This is a genomic window from Nocardioides sp. 503 (assembly GCF_004522095.1).
Classification (GTDB): domain Bacteria; phylum Actinomycetota; class Actinomycetes; order Propionibacteriales; family Nocardioidaceae; genus Nocardioides.
The window spans coordinates 855637-874004 of sequence record NZ_SPUI01000003.1 but is presented as its reverse complement, the minus strand read 5'-3'; the positions used below and the strand labels follow the sequence as shown (position 1 = coordinate 874004).

Here is an 18368-nt window from a genome sequence, read left to right as displayed (position 1 = left end):
AACGAGCAGGTGTGACGTCAGTTACCCCCTGTGCACTGAACTTATTCAAGAAATTCTTACGCTGTACGTCTCGGATCCGAGACGGACGACGGGCTCCGGACCTGTCGCCGTGGCGGGCCGTGGACGTTGGATGAGGGCATGACCGCCGCCCCCGCTCCCGTCCTGGTCGATGTCGGCCCGCTCTCGCTCGAGGACGTCGTGGCCGTGGCGCGCGACGGCGCCCGGGTGGTGCTCGGCGACGCGGCGGTCGCCGCGCTGGCCCGCGCCCGGGACGTCGTGGACCGGCTGGCGTCGGCGCCCACGCCGGCCTACGGGATCTCGACCGGCTTCGGCGCGCTCGCCACGCGGCACATCCCCACCGAGCTGCGCGCGCAGCTGCAGCGCTCGCTGGTCCGCTCGCACGCGGCCGGCTCCGGCCCGGAGGTCGAGCGCGAGGTCGTCCGCGCCCTGATGCTGCTGCGCCTCTCGACGCTCGCGACCGGGCACACCGGGGTGCGGGTCGGTACCGCCCGGCTGCTCGCGGACCTGCTCGACCACGGGATCACGCCGGTCGTGCACGAGTACGGCTCGCTGGGCTGCTCGGGTGACCTCGCCCCGCTGGCGCACTGCGCCCTCGCGCTCATGGGCGAGGGGACCGTCCGCGACGCGAGCGGCGTACTGATGCCGGCGGCCGACGCCCTCGCCGCGGCCGGGCTGACGCCGGTCGAGCTGGTCGCCAAGGAGGGCCTCGCGCTCATCAACGGCACCGACGGGATGCTCGGCATGCTCGCGATGGCGATCGCGGACCTGCGGCGCCTCCTGCGTACGGCGGACGTCGCGGCCGCCATGTCGGTCGAGGCCCAGCTCGGCACCGACCGGGTGTTCGCCCCCGAGCTGCAGGCGATCCGCCCGCACCCCGGCCAGGCGCTGTCGGCCGCCAACCTCACCCGGCTGCTCGCCGGGTCGGGCGTGGTCGCCTCCCACCGCGGCCCGGACTGCAACCGCGTCCAGGACGCCTACTCCCTGCGCTGCGCGCCCCAGGTCCACGGCGCCGCCCGCGACACCGTCGAGCACGCAGCGGTCGTGGCGGGCCGCGAGCTGGCCAGCGCCGTCGACAACCCGGTCGTGCTGACCGACGGCGAGGGGCGGGTGGAGTCCAACGGCAACTTCCACGGCGCGCCGGTCGGCTACGTCCTCGACTTCCTCGCGATCGTCGCCGCCGACGTGGCCAGCATGAGCGAGCGGCGCACCGACCGGTTCCTCGACAGGTCCCGCAGCCACGGACTGCCGCCCTTCCTCGCCCACGACCCGGGCGTGGACAGCGGCCTGATGATCGCGCAGTACACCCAGGCCGCGGTGGTCTCCGAGCTGAAGCGGCTGGCCGTCCCGGCGTCGGTGGACTCCATCCCCTCCAGCGCCATGCAGGAGGACCACGTCTCGATGGGGTGGTCGGCCGCCCGCAAGCTGCGCCACTCCGTCGACGGGCTGACCCGCGTGGTCGCCATCGAGGTCATGACCGCGGCGCGGGCCCTCGAGCTGCGCGCCCCGCTCGAGCCCGCGCCCGCCACCGCTGCCGTCGTACGGGTGCTGCGGGAGGGCGGGGTCCAGGGCCCCGGCCCCGACCGGCACCTGTCCCCGGAGATCGAGGCGGCGGTGTCGCTCGTCGGCTCCGGCGCCGTCCTGAACGCCGTCCACGAAGTGATCGGAGAGCTCGCATGACCGTGCCCAACCCCCGCCTCCCCATCCGCGCCGCGCGCGGCCACGAGCTGACCGCGAAGTCGTGGCAGACCGAGGCGCCGCTGCGGATGCTCATGAACAACCTCGACCCCGACAACGCCGAGCGGCCCGAGGACCTCGTGGTCTACGGCGGCACCGGCAAGGCCGCCCGCAGCTGGGAGGCCTACGACGCGCTGGTGCGGACCCTGCGCGACCTCGAGGACGACGAGACCATGCTCGTACAGTCGGGCAAGCCGGTCGGCGTCATGCGCACCCACACCTGGGCGCCGCGCGTGCTCATCGCCAACTCCAACCTCGTGGGCGACTGGGCCAACTGGGAGGAGTTCCGCCGGCTCGAGGACCTCGGGCTGACGATGTACGGCCAGATGACGGCCGGCTCCTGGATCTACATCGGCACCCAGGGCATCCTCCAAGGAACGTTCGAGACGTTCGCCGCGGTGGCCGACAAGCGCTTCGGCGGGACGCTCGCCGGCACGATCACCCTGACGGCCGGGCTCGGCGGCATGGGCGGCGCGCAGCCGCTGGCCGTGACCATGAACGACGGCGTCGTCATCTGCATCGAGTGCGACCCCGACCGCATCGAGCGGCGCATCGAGCACCGCTACCTCGACGTGCGGGCCGACTCGCTGGACGAGGCGGTCGCCATGGCGGTCGCCGCCCGCGACGAGCGGAAGCCGCTGTCCATCGGCGTGCTCGGCAACGCCGCCGTGATGCTGCCCGAGCTCCTGGAGTCGGGGGCGCCGATCGACATCGTCACCGACCAGACCTCGGCCCACGACCCGCTCTACTACCTGCCGGCCGGCACGTCGTACGACGACTGGGTCACCGAGCGCGAGGCCGACCCGGTGGGCTTCACCAAGCGGGCGCAGGAGTCCATGGCCACGCACGTGCGGGCGATGGTGGAGTTCCAGGACCGCGGAGCCGAGGTGTTCGACTACGGCAACTCGATCCGCGACGAGGCGCGCAAGGGCGGCTACGACCGGGCCTTCGAGTTCCCCGGCTTCGTGCCGGCCTACATCCGCCCGCTCTTCTGCGAGGGCAAGGGCCCCTTCCGCTGGGCCGCGCTCTCCGGCGACCCCGCCGACATCGCCGCCACCGACAAGGCGATCCTCGAGCTGTTCCCCGACAACGAGCGGCTGCGCAAGTGGATCACCATGGCCGGGGAGCGCGTGTCCTTCCAGGGCCTTCCGGCGCGGATCTGCTGGCTGGGCTACGGCGAGCGCCACCTCGCGGGCCTCAAGTTCAACGAGATGGTCGCCTCCGGCGAGCTCAAGGCGCCGGTCGTGATCGGCCGCGACCACCTCGACTGCGGCTCGGTCGCCTCGCCCTACCGCGAGACCGAGGCGATGCTCGACGGCTCCGACGCGATCGCGGACTGGGCGATCCTCAACGCCCTGGTCAACACCGCCTCGGGCGCCAGCTGGGTGTCCTTCCACCACGGCGGCGGCGTCGGCATCGGCCGGTCCCTGCACGCCGGGCAGGTCTGCGTCGCCGACGGCACCGCGCTGGCCGCCGAGAAGATCGAGCGCGTCCTCACCAACGACCCCGGCATGGGCGTCATCCGCCACGTCGACGCCGGCTACGACCGCGCGGTCGAGGTCGCGGCCGAGCGCGGCGTGCGCATCCCGATCTCAGCCGATCGTGACCAGGAGGGTCAGTCCTGATCCGTGCTCGGCTGGTAGAGCCACGTGTCGACCAGGCCCTCGTGGGCCTCGAGCCGGTCCTGCGTGCGCCGGGGATGGGCGCCCGCGATGCCGTCGAGCAGGGCCATCCCGAGCACGACCGGCGCGGCGTGGGAGTCAAAGACCATGCCGGTGCCCACAGGGCTGACGAGCACGTGGTCGGCGTCGTGGGCGAAGTCGACGAACGGTGTGTCCACCAGCAGCACGGTGGGGATGCCGAGGTCGCGGGCGTGACGCAGGGCCCGGACGGTCGAGGCCGGGTAGCGCGGCATCGCCACCACGACCACCGCGGCGCCGCCGGCGTGGTGCATCTGGGTGAGGGAGTCGATCGCCGTGTCCGCCTCGGTGACGAGCCGGACGTCGTCGACGATGCGGCGCGCGAAGTAGCCGATGTACGTCGCCACGCCGGTCGAGGCGCGGATGCCGAGGACGCCCAGGATCCGGGCCTGCGCGAGCGTGGCGACGGCAGCGGCCATGGCCGGCGAGCCGAGCGTGCCGCGCAGGGCCGCGAGGTCGGCCGCGGCCTCGGTGACGGGGTCGCTCGTGTCGGGCGCGGCGCCGTCGGGGGCGCCGGGCGCGCTGCCGAGGATCACGGTGCGCAGCGCGGCGCGGAAGTCGGCGTACGTCGCGAACCCCAGCGTGGAGGCGAACCTCGTCACCGTCGGCTGGCTGACCCCGGCCCGGAGCGCGGCCTCGGATGTCGACAGGAACGCCGCATCGGGCATGGTGTCCATGAACGACTGCGCCACGCGGCGCTGGGTCGGCGACAGCCGGTGGCTCTGACAGCGCTCGACGAGCCACTGGCGGGCCGCGGTGGCGCTGCGGACCGGGTCCAGGCCGCCCGTGTCGCCGGCGTGCTGCGTCACTGGTCCTCCCTCGCGCCCTCGCGGCGGCTGCCGCTCCGTGCCCATCCTCCCCTGTCCCGTCCCCGACCGAACCCGAGGCTTCCGTGACCACCACCCCGCCCCCCGCCCGTCCGCACGACGACGGCCTCTGGCTGCGCTTCGTCTCCGGTCCCGACATCGACGCGCTGGGCCTGACGCCCGCCGACATCGTGGCCGCCGCGACCGACGTGGTCGCCGCGCACGGCAGGGGCGAGACGGTGTTCGAGCCGCGCACGCACCTCGAGCCCGACAACGACGGCCGCGGGCACTTCAACGTGCTGCGCGGGCACGTCTCCACGCTCGGCGACCACGGCGTCAGCGGCATCAAGGTCGTCGGCGACTTCGTGAGCAACTACGAGGTGGGCCTGCCGAGCGAGCTGGCGCTGCTCACGCTCTACGACCCCTGGACCGGCGTGCCGCGGGCGATCCTCGACGCGACGCTGATCACCGAGGCCCGCACCGGCGCGATGACCGCGGTCGGTGCCCGCCACCTCGCGCGGCCCGACGCCAAGGTGCTCGGGCACATCGGTGCGCGCGGGACCGCACACTCCAACATCGTGATGCTCGACGCGATGTTCGACCTCGACGAGATCCGGGTGACCAGCCGGCGCCCGGAGTCCCGGGAGGCGTTCGCCGAGCAGCTGCGCTCGGAGCTCTCGACGCCCGTCGTCGTCACCGAGTCCGCCGCCGAGACCATCGACGGGGCCGACATCGCCGTGGAGGCGACCCGGCTGCGCGAGCCGGCCTCCCTCATCACCGGTGACCTCCTGGCCCCGGGCTCGCTGCTCGTGCCCTACGGCACGATCAGCGCGCTCGACCCCGACCTGCTCGACGTCGTCGACAAGGTGGTCGTCGACGACTGGCGCGAGGCGCAGGCGGGCAGCTTCGGGGCGCTCCGCCCGCACCTGCGCTCAGGGGCGCTGACCCGCGAGACGCTGCACGCGGAGCTGGGGGAGGTCGTCACGGGAGGCCGGCCCGGACGCGAGGACGACGACGAGCGGATCCTCTTCTGGCACCGCGGCCTGTCCATCCTCGACGTGGCCGTCGGCCAGCTCATCCTCGAGCGCGCCGAGGCCGCGGACCTCGGGACGATGGTGCGGTTCCGGTGACCGTCCTGGTCGACCGGCCGGACGACCTGGACCGCGCGGCCGTGCTGGCCGTCGCCCAGGGCGCACGGGTCGAGCTGTCCGCGGACCTGCTCGAGCGGCTGGCGGCGCGGCGTCGCGCCGCGCTCGCCGCGCTGGGCGACGGCCCGGACGTCTACGGCGTGACGACCGGCATGGGCGCGCTGAGCGACACGCGCCTCAGCGTCGAGGCGCAGGCCGACCACTCCCGGCGGCTGATGCTGGCCCGGGCGGTGGGCGGCCCGCCCTGGCTCTCCCGCACCGAGACCAGAGCACTGCTCGCCGTGCGGCTGCGCACGTTCCTGTCCGGGGACGCGGCGGTCTCCCCCGAGCTCTGCGCGTGGCTGGGCACCCTGCTCGAGCACGACGTCCTGCCGGCCGTCCCGCGCACCGGCTCCGGCGCCGCGGGGGAGATCCTCCCGATGGCCCACGCCTGGGGCCACCTGGCCGGAGTCGGCCGGGTCCTGGCCGCCGACGGCAGCGCGGTCCCGGCGGGTCCCGTCGTCGACCCGCTGTCGCCGCCGCGGCTCGGCCCCAAGGAGGGCATCGCCCTCCTCGCCGGCGTGCCGACCGCGACCGCGCTGGCGGTGCTGCTGGCCGCCGACGTGCGGCGGCTGGTGTCGCAGTCCACGGCGGTCGCCGCAGCCGGGATCGTCCTGATGGGCGTGACGCGCGACCCCTACCTGCCCGCCGTCGCCCGCGGCGACGACGAGCAGGCCGAGGTGCTCACCCGGCTGGCGGCGTACGTCGGTCCGCTCGCCGCCCCGCGCCACCTCCAGGCGCCGGTGTCGTTCCGGGTCGCCGGGCCCGTGCTCGCGCACCTGCTCCGCGAGGGGGCCCGGCTCGACCAGGTCGCCGACCGGGCGCTGCAGGGGGTCGGCGACTCGCCGGCCTACCTGACGACCCACGAGGGGGAGCGCTTCGTCGGGACGGCGGGCTTCCACGGCCTCGACCAGGCCGCGGGCCTCGACTCGGCGCGTACGGCGGTCGTGCACGCGGCGACCGTGGGGGCCGCCCGCCTGCACCGGATGCTCGACCCCGGGACGAGCGGGCTGCCGGCCCAGCTCAGCGCCGACCCGGGCCCGCAGGCCGGGCTGACGCCGGTGCACAAGCGCGCGGTCGCGGTCGTGCACGAGGTGTCCGGCTGGCCGGCGACGTTCGTGTCCTCGGCGGAGACGTCCCAAGGCCAGGAGGACGTGCAGACCTTCGCCCTCGAGGCCGCGGAGCGGCTGCGCCTGGCCCTCGACGCCGCGGAGCAGGTGCTGGCCTGCGAGCTGCTCGCCCTGCACCAGGCCCGGCTCCTGGCGCCGGAGCGGATGGCGGCGGCCCGGGGCGGCCTGCCCGCGCTGGTCGAGCAGGTGGCCGACGTGCTGCCGCCGGGGACCGAGGACCGTCCCTGGGGCGAGGACGTCGAGCGGCTGCGGGCGCTCCTCAGGAGCGGCTGGGCGCTGGACCCGTCGTCCCCCTGACGACCAGGCGCGGGGAGATGGTGACGGTCCGCAGCGGCTCGTCGTCGTCGACGGCCGCCAGGAGCTGACCGACGGCGGCGTCGACGACGGCGCCGCGACCCCAGTCGACGGTGGTGAGGCCCGGGCCGGCGAGGTCGGCGAACTCGACGTCCTCGAACCCCACCACCGACAGGTCTCCGGGGACCTCGAGGCCGAGCCGCCGGGCGGCCCGCAGCACCGCGAACGCGAACGAGTCGGTGAGGCAGAACGCCGCCGTCGGCCGGTCCCGCCCGCCCAGGGCGGTGGCCAGGTGGTCGGTCATGGTGTCGGCGTCGGCGGTCGCCGGCGCGGTGCGCACGAGGTCGACCGACATGCCGCAGCGCCGCGCCTCGCGGGCCACGAGCCGCTCGGCCGGCCGGTCGGGGGTGCTGGGGCGCTCGGGGAGCACCACGGCGATGCGGCGGTGACCGAGCTCGGCGAGGTGGTCGAAGACCTGGGCGAAGCCCCGCGCGTTGTCGAAGACCACGGCCCCGGCCGAGGGCGCCTCGGCGAGCCGGTCGCCGATGGCGACCACCGGGAGCTGTCGCGCCAGCTCCTCCCACTGCGCGGCGAACGGGTCCAGGGGGGCGACCAGGAGCCCGTCGGGGCGCTGGTCGCGGAGCTTGGCGAGCAGGGCCTCCTCGCGCTCGGGGTGGCCGTCGGCGTCGGCGACCAGCGCGTGCCGGCCCTCGGCGAGCAGCGCCCGCGCGAGGTCGGCGGTCAGCGACTGCTGCCAGAGGTCGCGCGTCGAGCCGCACAGGACCGCGACCGTGCGGGAGCGCCCGCTGGCGAGCGCCGCGGCGATCGGGTTGATCTGGTAGCCGAGGGCGGTGGCCGCCGCCTGCACGCGCGCCAGGGTGTCGGCGGAGCCGCGCTCGCCCCGTAGCGCGTAGGACACGGTGGCCGGCGCGAGGCCGACCGCGTCCGCGACGTCCTGCAGCGTGGGGCGTTTCGGCACCCCGTGAGCATAGGTCGCGCCGCCGACGGCCACGGCGCGTCGGGCTTGCACTTCCTTAAGTCGAGTGGTTTAGTGGGTAATATGAAGCGCTTCACTTCCCCGGAGAGCGCCGGCGGCGGGACCCGTATGGCGGTCGGTGCCGTCACCGACGCCCACCAGCACCTCTGGCCCGAGGCCTTCGTCGACGAGCTCCGCCGCCGCACCCGCGGACCCCGGCTCGTGGGCTGGGACCTGCACCTCGACGGTGAGCCGACGTACGCCGTCGACCCGGCCGACCACGACCTCGCCGCCCGGCGGGCCACCGACGTCGCCGACGGCGTGGACCTCACCCTGCTGTCGCTGTCGAGCCCGCTCGGGATCGAGAGCATGCCGCCCGACGAGGCCGCCCCGCTGCTGGACGCGTGGCACGGTCTGGCCGACGAGCTGGACCGCGGCGACGTGGACGGCTACGCGCTCTGGGCGGCGGTCAACGTCGTCGAGCCCGACCTCGCCGGGCTCGCCACGCTCCTGACGCATCCCCGGGTCCGCGGCCTGCAGCTGCCCGCGACCGCCCTCGCCGACCCCGCCGCCGTGGAGCGGTTGGCGCCGGTGCTGGCCGTGGTCGAGGCGGCCGGCCTACCGGTGCTGGTGCACCCCGGGCCGGCGTCGGCCCCGGACGGCGTCCCCGGCTGGTGGCCCGCGCTCACGTCGTACACCGCCCAGCTCACGGCCGCGTGGTTCGCCTGGCACGTCGCCGGCCGGCCGCTGCTGCCGCGGCTGCGGATCGCCTTCGTCGCGCTCGCGGGGCTGGCGCCGCTCCACCACGAGCGGCTCGCCCAGCGCGGCGGCGGCCTGGGCGAGGTCGACCACCTCGTCCACTACGAAACGTCGTCCTACGGGATGCGCGCCGTCGACGCGATGATCCGCGTCGTCGGCATCGACCCGATCGTGCACGGCTCCGACCGTCCCTACGCCCTCCCCACCGACCCCGGCCTCGGCGACGCCTTCAGCCAGGCCCTGTTCGTCACCAACCCGGCCCACCTCATGAACGGAGCCCCGCGATGACCCTCGCCCCCGAGCAGCCCCCCGCCGCCGCCAGCGTGCTGGGCCCCGACCACCTGCCCGCCGTGCCCGGCCGGGTGCTCGACGCCCAGGAGCTGCTGGCCTGGGTGCAGGAGCTCGCCGCCGACCCCGAGCGCTGGCAGCAGCACGTCCGTCACGACACCGGCGGGCGCCACTTCGTCTCGCTCTACCGCGACGCCGACATCGACGTGTGGCTGCTGTGCTGGAACACCGTCGACGACACCGGCTGGCACGACCACGACACGTCCTCGGGCGCCGTCGCGGTCACCCGCGGCGCCGTCGTGGAGAACCGTCCCCGCCTCGGTGGCGAACCCCAGACGCGCACGGTCGAGGCGGGCCGGGCCTTCGCCTTCGGCCCCGACCACATCCACCGGATGGCCGGCGCCGTCGACGGGTCGGTCTCGATCCACGCCTACTCGCCGCCGCTGTGGCGGATGGGCCAGTACTCCATCAGCTCGTCGGGGGTCATGCGTCGCTACTCGGTGTCCTACGCCGACGAGCTGCGCCCCCTCGTCGGGGACTGAGCCGAGCTAGAGGCCGGCGCGCAGCAGCTCGGCGGCGGCCTCGAGCTCCGGTCCGACGACGTGGTCTCGGCGGACGTCGGGCAGGGCGGCGTCGGCGCGCGAGAAGAGCTCGCCCGCGGGGGAGTCCACGACCCGGTCGGGGTCCAGGCGCAGCGCGCGCACGGCGGCGACCAGCTCGCAGGCCAGCAGGTCGCGCAGCAGGTCGACCAGGTCGAGGGCCGCCCACGCAGCCTGGGTCGAGTGGCTGGCGTGCTCCTCGAGACCCAGCGACACCACGGTGCGCCCGCCCGTGACCGGCGCGGCGCTCGCCCGCACGCGGGCGAGCAGGTCGGCGGCGACGTACTCGACGATCATGAGGCCCGAGCTGCCCGCGGGGCCGTCGGCGAGGAACGCCGGGAGGCCGGTCAGGGCGGGGTCGAGGAGCGCCGCGAGCCGGGCGGTCGAGAGGGTCGAGGCCGGCACGGCCGCGGAGCGCAGGGCGTCCAGCCCGGCGGCGAGCCGCTGGGTCACGAACTGGCCGTGGTGCAGGGCGGTGCCGTCGACGGCGAGCGGGTTCTCCGCCGCCGCGCCGATCTCCGCGGCGAGCGCCCGCTCGACGGCGACGAGGGACTCCTCCCAGGCGCCGTGCACCTGGGGCACGGCGCGCAGCCCGAACGGGTCCTGCAGCCGCGCCGACTCCCGGGGCGCTCCGGCGAGGAGGTCGGACAGGCGCTCGGCGACCGCGGCGGTGTGCGGGTCGTCCTTGGCCGCGTGCACGCGGGCGTCGTAGGCCTGCAGCGAGCCGCGCAGGGCGAGGTGCGACAGGGCGGCGACCCGCTCACCGGCCCGGGCCAGCGCCGCGAGCGAGGTCACGGCGAGCGAGCCGACGGTCGCGGTCAGGGCGTTGCTGCTGATGAACGGCAGTGCGTCGCCGGCGCCGACCGGCGCGGACGCGCTCGACCCGCTGCGCCACGGCAGCTCGCCGGCCAGCGTCAGCCCGAGCTCGGCCAGGGCCGTGAGGTCGGCGGTGCCCACCCCGCCGTAGAGGTGCAGGCGCGGGACGGCGCCCGCGGCCAGCGCGTCCGCCAGGGCCTGGACCAGGGCCGGGTCGGCCCCCGAGCCGCCACGCAGCAGCTGGTGGAGGCGCACGAGCATGGTGCCGCGCGCCACCGCGTCGTCGAGCTCCGGGCCGAACCCGCCCGCGTGGCTGCGCCAGAGGCGCAGCGCGTGGCCGTGCTCGCCGTCCTCGTCGCTCTCGCCCTCGACCGCGACGTGGCGCAGGGCCCCGACCCCGGTGGTGAGGCCGTAGACGCTTCCCGCCCCGCGCGCCGCGTCCAGGTGGTCGCGGCCCCGCCGCACCGCCGCCAGCGCGTCGCCGGCGTAGGACGCCAGGGCCACCTCGACCCCCGAGGCGGCCGGGTCCAGCGCGTACGCCGCCACGTGGGCCGGGGCCAGCCCCGGCGCAGCCACGTGCCGGGAGGTCTGCGGGGTGGACGTCATGAGCAGCACTCTATTCAGTGGAATGTTAAAGTTGAATGAATTGATTCACATAGGACCCTTTGACGTGGCACCGTGAGCAGTTCCCGAGCAGGAGGACACCCGGTGATCGAGTTCGACGACGTCACGAAGAGGTACCCCGACGGCACCGTCGCGGTCGGCAACCTCTCGATGACCATCCCCACCGGCGCGATCACCGTCCTGGTGGGCCCGTCCGGCTGCGGCAAGACCACCTCGCTGCGGATGATCAACCGGATGATCGACCCCACGTCGGGGTCGATCCGCATCGACGGCGAGGACATCACCGGCCAGGACCCCGCGCTGCTGCGGCGCTCGATCGGCTACGTCATCCAGCACGCCGGCCTCTTCCCGCACCGCACCGTCGTCGACAACGTCGCCACGGTCCCGGTGCTGGAGGGCATGTCGCGCAAGCAGGCGCGGGCCGCGGCCTACACGCTGCTCGAGCGGGTCGGGCTGACGGCCGGCATGGCCGACCGCTACCCCGTGCAGCTCTCCGGCGGTCAGCAGCAGCGCGTCGGGGTCGCCCGGGCGCTCGCTGCGGACCCGCCGGTGATGCTGATGGACGAGCCCTTCTCGGCGGTCGACCCGGTGGTCCGCGAGGGCCTCCAGCAGGAGTTCCTGCGGCTGCAGGGCGAGCTCGGCAAGACCATCGTGATGGTCACCCACGACATCGACGAGGCGATCAAGCTCGGCGACCACGTCGCCGTCTTCGCCGAGGGCGGCCGACTGGCCCAGCTCTCCGCGCCGGAGGAGCTCCTCGCCAACCCGGTCGACGACTTCGTCGCCGGCTTCGTCGGTCGCGACCGCGGCTACCGCGGGCTCTCGTTCGCGGGCTCGGCTGACCTCGACGTCGAGCCGGTGACGACCGAGGTGGAGGGCCTGCGGCTCTCGCTCGACGACGCCGGCCGCCCGCTGGGCTGGGCCGGCGTCGGCGGCCTGCTGCCGACCGAGGGCAGCTACCACGCCGGCGACAGCCTGCGCGTGGTCACCGACCTGACGCTGCTCTCGCCGGCCGGCGCGGCGGTGCGCGTGGACGCCGAGGGGCGAGCAGACGGGCTGGTGCGGCAGAGCACGGTGGCGGCGTACGTCCGCCGGCGCCAGCTCGGCCGGCTGGGGTCGACGGAGTCCTGACATGAACTTCTTCGAGGACGTGCGCGAGTACCTCCGGGTCAACCACGAAGCCGTCGTCCAGTCCCTGCTCGACCACATCTGGCTCGCGCTGCTGCCCGTGGGCATCGCCTTCGTGCTGTCGCTGCCGATCGGCTGGGCCGTGTCGCGCTTCGGCTGGATCCGGCACCCGGTCCTGACGCTGAGCAGCATCATCTACACCATCCCGTCGCTGGCGCTGCTGCTCCTGCTGCCGGGCATCCTGCACACCAGCATCCTCGACCCGCTCAACGTCGTCGTCGCGCTGTCCCTCTACAGCCTCGCGCTGCTCGTGCGCACGGTCGTGGACGGCCTGGAGTCGATCGACGACCAGATCGTCCAGGCCGCGACCGCCATGGGCTACCGGCCGGCCCGGCGGTGGTTCACCGTCGACCTCCCGCTCGCGCTGCCGGTCATCCTGTCCGGCCTCCGGGTCGCGACGGTCGCCAACATCAGCATGGTCTCGGTGGCCGCCCTGATCGGGATCGGCGGGCTCGGCCAGCTCTTCACCCGGGGCTTCCAGCTCGGCTTCTACGGACCGCCGATCGCCATCGGCCTGGTGCTGTGCGTCGCGCTGGCGCTCCTGGCCGACACGATCATCGTGCTCTTCCAGCGGCTCGTGACCCCCTGGACCCGAGCAGGGAGCAGCCGATGAACGCCGACACCTTCGACTTCCTGCTCAACGGGGAGTACTGGACGTGGAGCAACTACGACAGCTTTCCGCACCGGATCCTGGAGCACCTGCACTACTCCGCGCTCGCGCTGGTGATCGCCTTCGTCATCGCCTTCCCCATCGGGCTGCTGATCGGCCACACCGACCGCGGCTCGTTCTTCGCCATCAACGTCGGCAACGCGGGGCGGGCCCTCCCCACCCTGGGTGTCCTCATGCTGGTGCTCGTGCTGGTCGGCACGGGTCTGATGCCCGTCGTGGTGGCGCTGGTGATCCTGGCGATCCCGCCGATCCTGACCACGACGTACGCCGGCATCCGCTCGGTCTCGGACGTCACCGTGGACGCCGCCCGCGGGGTGGGCATGCGGGAGTGGCAGATCATCACCGGCGTCGAGCTGCCCACCGCGCTGCCGATCATCTTCGGCGGGGTGCGCAACGCGGTGCTGCAGGTGATCTCGACCGCTACCATCGCGGCCTACGTCGGTCTGGGCGGCCTCGGTCGCTACCTGTTCGACGGCCTCGCCCTCACGGACTACCCGCGGGTGGTGGCGGGCTCCGTGCTGGTGGCCGCGCTGGCCGTGATCATCGACCTGCTGCTCGGCCTGGTCCAGCGCCTGGTGGTCTCGCCCGGCGTGGACGGCCGCGCCAGCAAGGGCCGCCGGGGACGGCGGGACGCGAGCGCCGCCGCGACCGCCGTTCGCACCGTCGAGGAGGTCTCGCCCGCGACCTCCTGACGCCCCACCCGAGACCCCCCGCACGACCAGCGACACCTCATCGACCCAGCAATGCTTGACCGAAAGGCGAACCATGAAGCGCACGCGCACTACCGCACTCCTCAGCCTGGCCGCCGTGGCCGCGCTCACGCTCTCCGCGTGCGGCTCGGACGACGACTCCGCCAGCGACGACCCCTTCTCCTCGGGCGGCGGTGACAAGGGCACCATCGTGGTGGGCTCCGCGAACTTCCCCGAGAACGAGCTCCTCATGCAGATGTACGCCCAGACGCTCGAGGCGGCCGGCGCCAAGGTGGAGACCAAGCCCAACATCGGCGCCCGCGAGATCTACATGAAGGCGTTCGAGTCCGGCGACATCGACCTGCTGCCGGAGTACAACGGCGCCCTGCTGTCCTACCTGGCGCCGGACGGGGTGCCGGAGGGCACCACCGCGCCGGAGGACGTCTACGCCGAGCTGCAGAAGGTGCTGCCCGAGGGCAGCGAGACCCTCCCGCAGTCCGCCGCCGAGGACAAGGACACGCTCACGGTCACGAAGGAGACCGCCGACGAGTACAGCCTGTCGACGATCGAGGACCTGCAGCCCGTCGCCGACAAGCTCGTCGTCGGAGCCGGCCCCGAGTGGCGCGAGCGCTTCCAGGGCCTGCTCGGCCTCAAGGAGCTCTACGACGTCGAGTTCAAGGAGTTCAAGCCGCTCGACGCGGGTGGCCCGCTCACCGTCGCCGCGCTGAAGGACGGCACGATCGACGTCGCCAACGTCTTCTCGACCGACTCCGCGATCTCGACCAACGACTGGGTCGTGCTCGACGACCCGAAGAACCTCTACACCTCGCAGAACATCGTCCCGCTGATCCAGTCGGACGTCGTGACGCCCGAGGTGACCGACGCGCTCAACGCGCTGTCGGAGGCGCTGACCACCGACAACCTCACCGAGGCGCTCGCCAAGGTGCAGGTCGACAAGCAGGACCCGGTCACCGTGGCCAAGGAGTTCCTCGAGGCCAACGACCTGGTCTGACCGGTCGCTCCACACGGCAGGGCCGGCGCGCGATGCGTCGGCCCTGCCGCGCTCCACGCTGCCCTCGCACCCCCACCTCGCGCCTCGGAAGGCTGGCTCCGCCGTGCCCCTGGACCCCACCACCTCTGACTTCCGCACCCTCTGGGACGAGCTCGCCCCCGTCGGCCGCGACCGGCGCACCGGCGGCTACGCCCGCTTCGCCTGGACCCGCGAGGACGCGACGCTGCGCGAGTGGTTCGTCGGTGCCGCCCGGGCGCGCGGCCTGGACGTCGAGGTGGACCGCAACGGCAACCTCTGGGCGTGGTGGGGTGCGCCCGGGGACGACGCCGTGGTCACCGGCAGCCACCTGGACAGCGTGCCCGGCGGCGGTGCCTACGACGGCCCGCTCGGCGTCGTCAGCGCGCTGCTGGCCGTGGACCGGCTGCGCGCCCAGGGGGTTGTGCCGGAGCGGCCGTTCGCGGTGGTCGCCTTCGCCGACGAGGAGGGCGCCCGGTTCGGCGTCGCCTGCATGGGCTCCCGGCTGCTCTCCGGTGCCATCGGGCGGGACCGGGCGCTCGCGCTGCGCGACGACGCCGGGGTGACGCTCGCCGAGGCGCTGTCCGCGGCCGGGGTGGACCCCGCCCACGCCGGTCGGGACGAGGAGGCGCTGCGGCGGATCGGGGTGTTCGTCGAGCTGCACGTCGAGCAGGGCCGAGGCCTGGTCGACCTCGACGCGCCGGTGGGCGTCGCCAGCTCGATCTGGCCGCACGGCCGCTGGCACCACCGCTTCGAGGGCGAGGGCAACCACGCCGGCACGACCCTGATCGCCGACCGGCACGACCCGATGCTGCCGTTCGCCGACCTGGTGCTGGGCGGCCGGGAGGCCGCCGCCGAGCTGGGCGCGGTGCTGACCGTCGGTCGGGTCCTGGTCGGTCCCAACGGCACCAACGCCATCCCGGTCACCGTCGACGCCTGGATCGACGCCCGTGCGCCCGAGGAGGCCACCGTGCGCGCCCTCGTGGAGCGCGTCGAGCGGCTCTCGCGCGACGCGGCCGGTCGCCGCGGCGTGTCGGTCGAGGTGTCCGAGGAGTCCTGGTCGGGCCTGGTGTCCTTCGACGCCGCCCTGCGCGACCGGCTGGCCGGCGCGGTCGCCGGCCTCGCCCCGATCGGCGCGGTGCCGGTGCTCGGGACCGGGGCCGGTCACGACGCGGGCGTGCTGGCGGCGTACGTCCCCACCGCGATGGTCTTCGTGCGCAACCCCACCGGCGTCAGCCACAGCCCCGCCGAGCACGCCGAGGAGGCCGACTGCGTCACCGGTGTGCACGCCCTCGCCTCGGCGCTCGAGGACCTGCTGACCGGAGAGTGACGTCCGGCGCCCGGCCGCGTGTCAGAGTGGGCGCGTGACCCAGCAGCCGGCCCGCTCGCGGGCGACCCTGACCGACATCAGCTCGCGCGCGTGGGAGCACCCCGCCGACCAGGGCGCCCTGGTCGCGCTGCGGCGCCTCAAGGGCTTCGACACCGTGCTCAAGGCGGTGTCGGGCATGTTCAACGAGCGCGCGTTCCGGCTGGTGTTCCTGGGTTCGGCCGTGCGGGTCGACGAGCGCCAGTTCCCGGTGCTGCACCGCCAGCTGCTCGACGTGGCGCGGGTGCTCGACGTCGCCGACGTGCCCGAGCTGTACGTCGTGGCCAACCCGATGCTCAACGCGATGACCGTCGGCATGAGCCAGCCGTTCATCGTGCTCAACTCCGGCCTCGTCGACCTGCTGGACGAGGACGAGCTGCGCTACGTCATCGCCCACGAGCTCGGCCACGCCGTCAGCGGCCACGCGGTCTACCAGACGCTGCTGCAGCGCCTGCTCCAGCTGACCGGTGTGCTCAACAGCCTGCCCCTGGGGGCGCTCGGCGTCCGCGCGATCGTCGCGGCGCTCTACGAGTGGTCACGCAAGGCCGAGCTGTCCGCCGACCGCGCCGGCCTGCTGGCCACCCAGGACCCGGCGACGGCGTTCCGCGTGCACATGCAGCTGGCCAGCGGTGGCCACCTCGACGAGCTCGACATCACGTCGTTCTTCGCGCAGGGCCAGGAGTACCTCGACGCCACCGACCTGCGCGACTCGGTCCTCAAGCTGCTGCTCATCGAGAACCGCACCCACCCGTTCGCCGTCGTCCGCGCGACCGAGCTGCGGCGTTGGGTGGACTCCGGTGAGTACACCCGCTTCCTCGCCGGCGACTACCCGCGCCGCAGCACCGACGGCGACGCCAAGGTGAGCGACGCCGCCAAGGCGGCCGCCGCCAGCTACGCCGACACCTTCCAGCAGACCCAGGACGCCCTCGGCAAGATGGTGCACGACCTCGCCGGTGTCGCGGGCAGCGTCAAGCTCTGGCTCGACGAGAGGCTGCGCCGCGACACCGACTGAGCTACCGCCGCGGCCGGACCGGCTTCGTCGGCGTGGGCGTGGGCGTCGGCGCCACCGGTGAGAGGACCGGCGGCGGCACCGGTGAGGTCACCGGCGGCACGACCGCGAACGGCGGCTGCGGCTCGGTGATCTGCCCGTCGCCGGGGCCCGGCTCGTCGAGGCAGGTGCCGCGACGCTGCTCGCGCTGCGCCAGGGGGAAGACGTTGAAGAGCTGGGTCGTCCCGTTGAACCAGCCGCAGCCGACCTTCCGGTTCTCGCGACGCCCGATAGCCGCCTGATCGGGGTCGATGGCGAGCGGGTCACCGTTGCCGCGGAAGATCTGGGCCCCCTCCACGGGGTCCCCCTGGGCGTCGTAGACGAACAGGCTGCGCACCTTGTCGCTGTCCACGCGCAGCCCGGGCTGGAAGCTGCCGGCGCGGTAGCCGTCGTTGTAGGCCATCGCGCTGTCGTAGTTGTCGTTGCCGCTGCCGTACGCGCCCGCCTGCGTGAAGCCGAGCGGGATGAGCACCGCCGCGATGTTGGCCGCGATCAGGGCGACCCGGAACAGGAGCGGGCGGTCCGGGCCTGAGCCCGGCCAGAGTCGCCCGAGGCCGATGAGGGCGCTGACGACGATGGCGACCGCGAGGACGAGCTCACCCAGGAGAGGGGCGCCGAGCGTCGGGACGAAGGTGACGTACTCCCACTCCCCGACCATCTGGTCGACGAAGGTCACCGCGATCCAGGCGCGCAGCACCCACCAGGCCGGTCGCAGCGGCTCGACCACGCCCCAGGCCTGGCTGCTCCAGGGCCGGCTCTCGACGAGCTCGAAGAACCGCGCGCGAAGCCGGTCCAGGTCGTCGGTGAGGCTGGCGGGCGTCGGCCGCCCGGGCAGCGACAGCCGTCGGCGGGTCCGGGAGCGCTCCGGCAGCCCGGCGGCGGCGCGCAGCTCGGCGGCGTACGCCGCGGGGTCGCCCAACACGTCGTCCAGCACGTCGGCGCCGTCGGCGACCTGGTCGGACAGGTCGGCCTCGAGGCCGCCGAGCAGCTCCTCGCGCTCGTCGTCGCTGAGGTCGGCCAGGCGGGCGCGCACGTCGGCGACGAAGGCCTCGACCTCGGGCCGGGTGGGGGTGCGGGTGTCGTTCACGAGGCTGCTCCCTGCGGGTGGTGGTCGAGCGTGCGGTGGTCGAGGAGGGCGGTGACGGTGTCGGAGAACGTCGCCCAGTCCTTGGTCTGCTGCTCCAGCTGGGTCCGTCCGACGGGCGTGATCCCGTAGTACTTGCGGTGCGGGCCCTCGTCCGAGGGCACGACGTAGGAGGTGAGGGCGCCGGCGGCGTAGAGGCGGCGCAGCGTGCCGTAGACCGAGGCGTCGCCGACCTCGGTCAGCCCACCGGCGCGCAGCCGCCGGAGCACGTCATAGCCGTAGCCGTCGTCGTCCTCCACGACCGCGAGCACGGCCAGGTCGAGCACTCCCTTGAGGAGCTGCGTGGTGTCCATGCACGGCAC

The 18368-nt window shown here is 74.2% G+C and carries 17 protein-coding genes; 12 read left to right on the top strand and 5 right to left on the bottom strand.

What is annotated here, in order from left to right; translation table 11 throughout:
• Positions 1–138 precede the first annotated feature (138 nt).
• Together hutH and hutU are read left to right on the top strand one after the other, a co-directional pair.
• Positions 139–1698 (top strand): histidine ammonia-lyase, encoded by a 1560-nt coding sequence (hutH, locus tag E4622_RS11470; RefSeq protein ID WP_134740307.1) that lies wholly within the window; start codon positions 139–141, stop codon positions 1696–1698.
• Positions 1695–3380 carry a urocanate hydratase gene (gene hutU, locus E4622_RS11465; RefSeq protein WP_134740306.1) on the top strand — a complete coding sequence of 562 codons (1686 nt, stop codon included), beginning with the start codon at positions 1695–1697 and terminating at the stop codon, positions 3378–3380. Before hutH ends, hutU begins: the two co-directional genes overlap by 4 nt.
• Here hutU and E4622_RS11460 read toward each other — a convergent pair.
• Positions 3371–4264 carry a MurR/RpiR family transcriptional regulator gene (locus tag E4622_RS11460; protein ID WP_209021883.1) on the bottom strand — a complete coding sequence of 298 codons (894 nt, stop codon included), beginning with the start codon at positions 4262–4264 and terminating at the stop codon, positions 3371–3373. The genes hutU and E4622_RS11460 overlap by 10 nt on opposite strands.
• An 83-nt stretch (positions 4265–4347) precedes the next feature.
• Here E4622_RS11460 and E4622_RS11455 point away from each other — a divergent pair, with 83 nt between their 5' ends.
• Together E4622_RS11455 and E4622_RS11450 are read left to right on the top strand one after the other, a co-directional pair.
• Positions 4348–5391 (top strand): ornithine cyclodeaminase family protein, encoded by a 1044-nt coding sequence (locus E4622_RS11455; RefSeq protein ID WP_209021882.1) that lies wholly within the window; start codon positions 4348–4350, stop codon positions 5389–5391.
• Complete coding sequence (locus E4622_RS11450; protein WP_245155989.1) at positions 5388–6875, top strand: aromatic amino acid lyase; 1488 nt, start codon at positions 5388–5390, stop codon at positions 6873–6875. The genes E4622_RS11455 and E4622_RS11450 overlap by 4 nt, the downstream gene beginning before the upstream one ends.
• Here E4622_RS11450 and E4622_RS11445 read toward each other — a convergent pair.
• Positions 6838–7851: a LacI family DNA-binding transcriptional regulator gene (locus E4622_RS11445; protein ID WP_134740304.1), complete on the bottom strand. Its 1014-nt coding sequence runs from the start codon at positions 7849–7851 to the stop codon at positions 6838–6840. The two genes, E4622_RS11450 and E4622_RS11445, sit on opposite strands and share 38 nt — an antisense overlap.
• 81 nt (positions 7852–7932) lie before the next feature.
• Here E4622_RS11445 and E4622_RS11440 point away from each other — a divergent pair, with 81 nt between their 5' ends.
• Together E4622_RS11440 and E4622_RS11435 are read left to right on the top strand one after the other, a co-directional pair.
• Positions 7933–8895, top strand: coding sequence for an amidohydrolase family protein (locus E4622_RS11440; protein ID WP_245155988.1), 963 nt, complete (start codon positions 7933–7935; stop codon positions 8893–8895).
• The gene (locus E4622_RS11435) at positions 8892–9437 is read left to right on the top strand and encodes a cysteine dioxygenase family protein (RefSeq protein WP_134740303.1); all 546 of its coding nucleotides are present in this window, start codon (positions 8892–8894) and stop codon (positions 9435–9437) included. Before E4622_RS11440 ends, E4622_RS11435 begins: the two co-directional genes overlap by 4 nt.
• A 6-nt stretch (positions 9438–9443) precedes the next feature.
• On the opposite strand, the gene E4622_RS11430 is transcribed toward E4622_RS11435, so the two are convergent.
• Positions 9444–10916 carry an aromatic amino acid lyase gene (locus E4622_RS11430; RefSeq protein WP_134740302.1) on the bottom strand — a complete coding sequence of 491 codons (1473 nt, stop codon included), beginning with the start codon at positions 10914–10916 and terminating at the stop codon, positions 9444–9446.
• 102 nt (positions 10917–11018) lie between these two features.
• On the opposite strand from E4622_RS11430, the gene E4622_RS11425 reads away from it, so the two are divergent.
• The 6 genes from E4622_RS11425 to E4622_RS11400 all read left to right on the top strand — a co-directional run bounded on the left by E4622_RS11425 (position 11019) and on the right by E4622_RS11400 (position 16886).
• On the top strand, positions 11019–12065 hold the full coding sequence (locus E4622_RS11425; RefSeq protein ID WP_134740301.1) for an ATP-binding cassette domain-containing protein: 1047 nt from the start codon (positions 11019–11021) through the stop codon (positions 12063–12065).
• 1 nt (position 12066) lies between these two features.
• Positions 12067–12735: an ABC transporter permease subunit gene (locus tag E4622_RS11420; RefSeq protein WP_134740300.1), complete on the top strand. Its 669-nt coding sequence runs from the start codon at positions 12067–12069 to the stop codon at positions 12733–12735.
• Positions 12732–13484 (top strand): ABC transporter permease, encoded by a 753-nt coding sequence (locus E4622_RS11415; RefSeq protein WP_134740299.1) that lies wholly within the window; start codon positions 12732–12734, stop codon positions 13482–13484. Before E4622_RS11420 ends, E4622_RS11415 begins: the two co-directional genes overlap by 4 nt.
• 73 nt (positions 13485–13557) lie before the next feature.
• Positions 13558–14493, top strand: coding sequence for an ABC transporter substrate-binding protein (locus E4622_RS11410; RefSeq protein ID WP_134740298.1), 936 nt, complete (start codon positions 13558–13560; stop codon positions 14491–14493).
• A gap of 103 nt (positions 14494–14596) precedes the next feature.
• Positions 14597–15838: an allantoate amidohydrolase gene (locus E4622_RS11405; protein ID WP_245155987.1), complete on the top strand. Its 1242-nt coding sequence runs from the start codon at positions 14597–14599 to the stop codon at positions 15836–15838.
• A gap of 34 nt (positions 15839–15872) precedes the next feature.
• Positions 15873–16886 carry a M48 family metallopeptidase gene (locus tag E4622_RS11400; protein ID WP_134740297.1) on the top strand — a complete coding sequence of 338 codons (1014 nt, stop codon included), beginning with the start codon at positions 15873–15875 and terminating at the stop codon, positions 16884–16886.
• 1 nt (position 16887) lies between these two features.
• Here E4622_RS11400 and E4622_RS11395 read toward each other — a convergent pair whose 3' ends face one another.
• Positions 16888–18009, bottom strand: a complete 1122-nt coding sequence (locus E4622_RS11395) for a hypothetical protein (RefSeq protein ID WP_134740296.1) — start codon at positions 18007–18009, stop codon at positions 16888–16890.
• Positions 18006–18359 (bottom strand): PadR family transcriptional regulator, encoded by a 354-nt coding sequence (locus E4622_RS11390; protein ID WP_209021881.1) that lies wholly within the window; start codon positions 18357–18359, stop codon positions 18006–18008. The genes E4622_RS11395 and E4622_RS11390 overlap by 4 nt, the downstream gene beginning before the upstream one ends.
• Positions 18360–18368 lie beyond the last annotated feature (9 nt).

Bases quoted from the DNA above. Each gene is read 5' to 3' on its own strand.
- hutH (WP_134740307.1), top strand. From the start codon at position 139: ATGACCGCCGCCCCCGCTCCCGTCCTGGTCGATGTCGGCCCGCTCTCG.
- hutU (WP_134740306.1), top strand. From the start codon at position 1,695: ATGACCGTGCCCAACCCCCGCCTCCCCATCCGCGCCGCGCGCGGCCAC.
- E4622_RS11440 (WP_245155988.1), top strand. From the start codon at position 7,933: ATGAAGCGCTTCACTTCCCCGGAGAGCGCCGGCGGCGGGACCCGTATG.
- E4622_RS11435 (WP_134740303.1), top strand. From the start codon at position 8,892: ATGACCCTCGCCCCCGAGCAGCCCCCCGCCGCCGCCAGCGTGCTGGGC.
- E4622_RS11430 (WP_134740302.1), bottom strand. From the start codon at position 10,916: ATGACGTCCACCCCGCAGACCTCCCGGCACGTGGCTGCGCCGGGGCTG.
- E4622_RS11420 (WP_134740300.1), top strand. From the start codon at position 12,067: ATGAACTTCTTCGAGGACGTGCGCGAGTACCTCCGGGTCAACCACGAA.
- E4622_RS11415 (WP_134740299.1), top strand. From the start codon at position 12,732: ATGAACGCCGACACCTTCGACTTCCTGCTCAACGGGGAGTACTGGACG.
- E4622_RS11410 (WP_134740298.1), top strand. From the start codon at position 13,558: ATGAAGCGCACGCGCACTACCGCACTCCTCAGCCTGGCCGCCGTGGCC.
- E4622_RS11390 (WP_209021881.1), bottom strand. From the start codon at position 18,359: ATGGACACCACGCAGCTCCTCAAGGGAGTGCTCGACCTGGCCGTGCTC.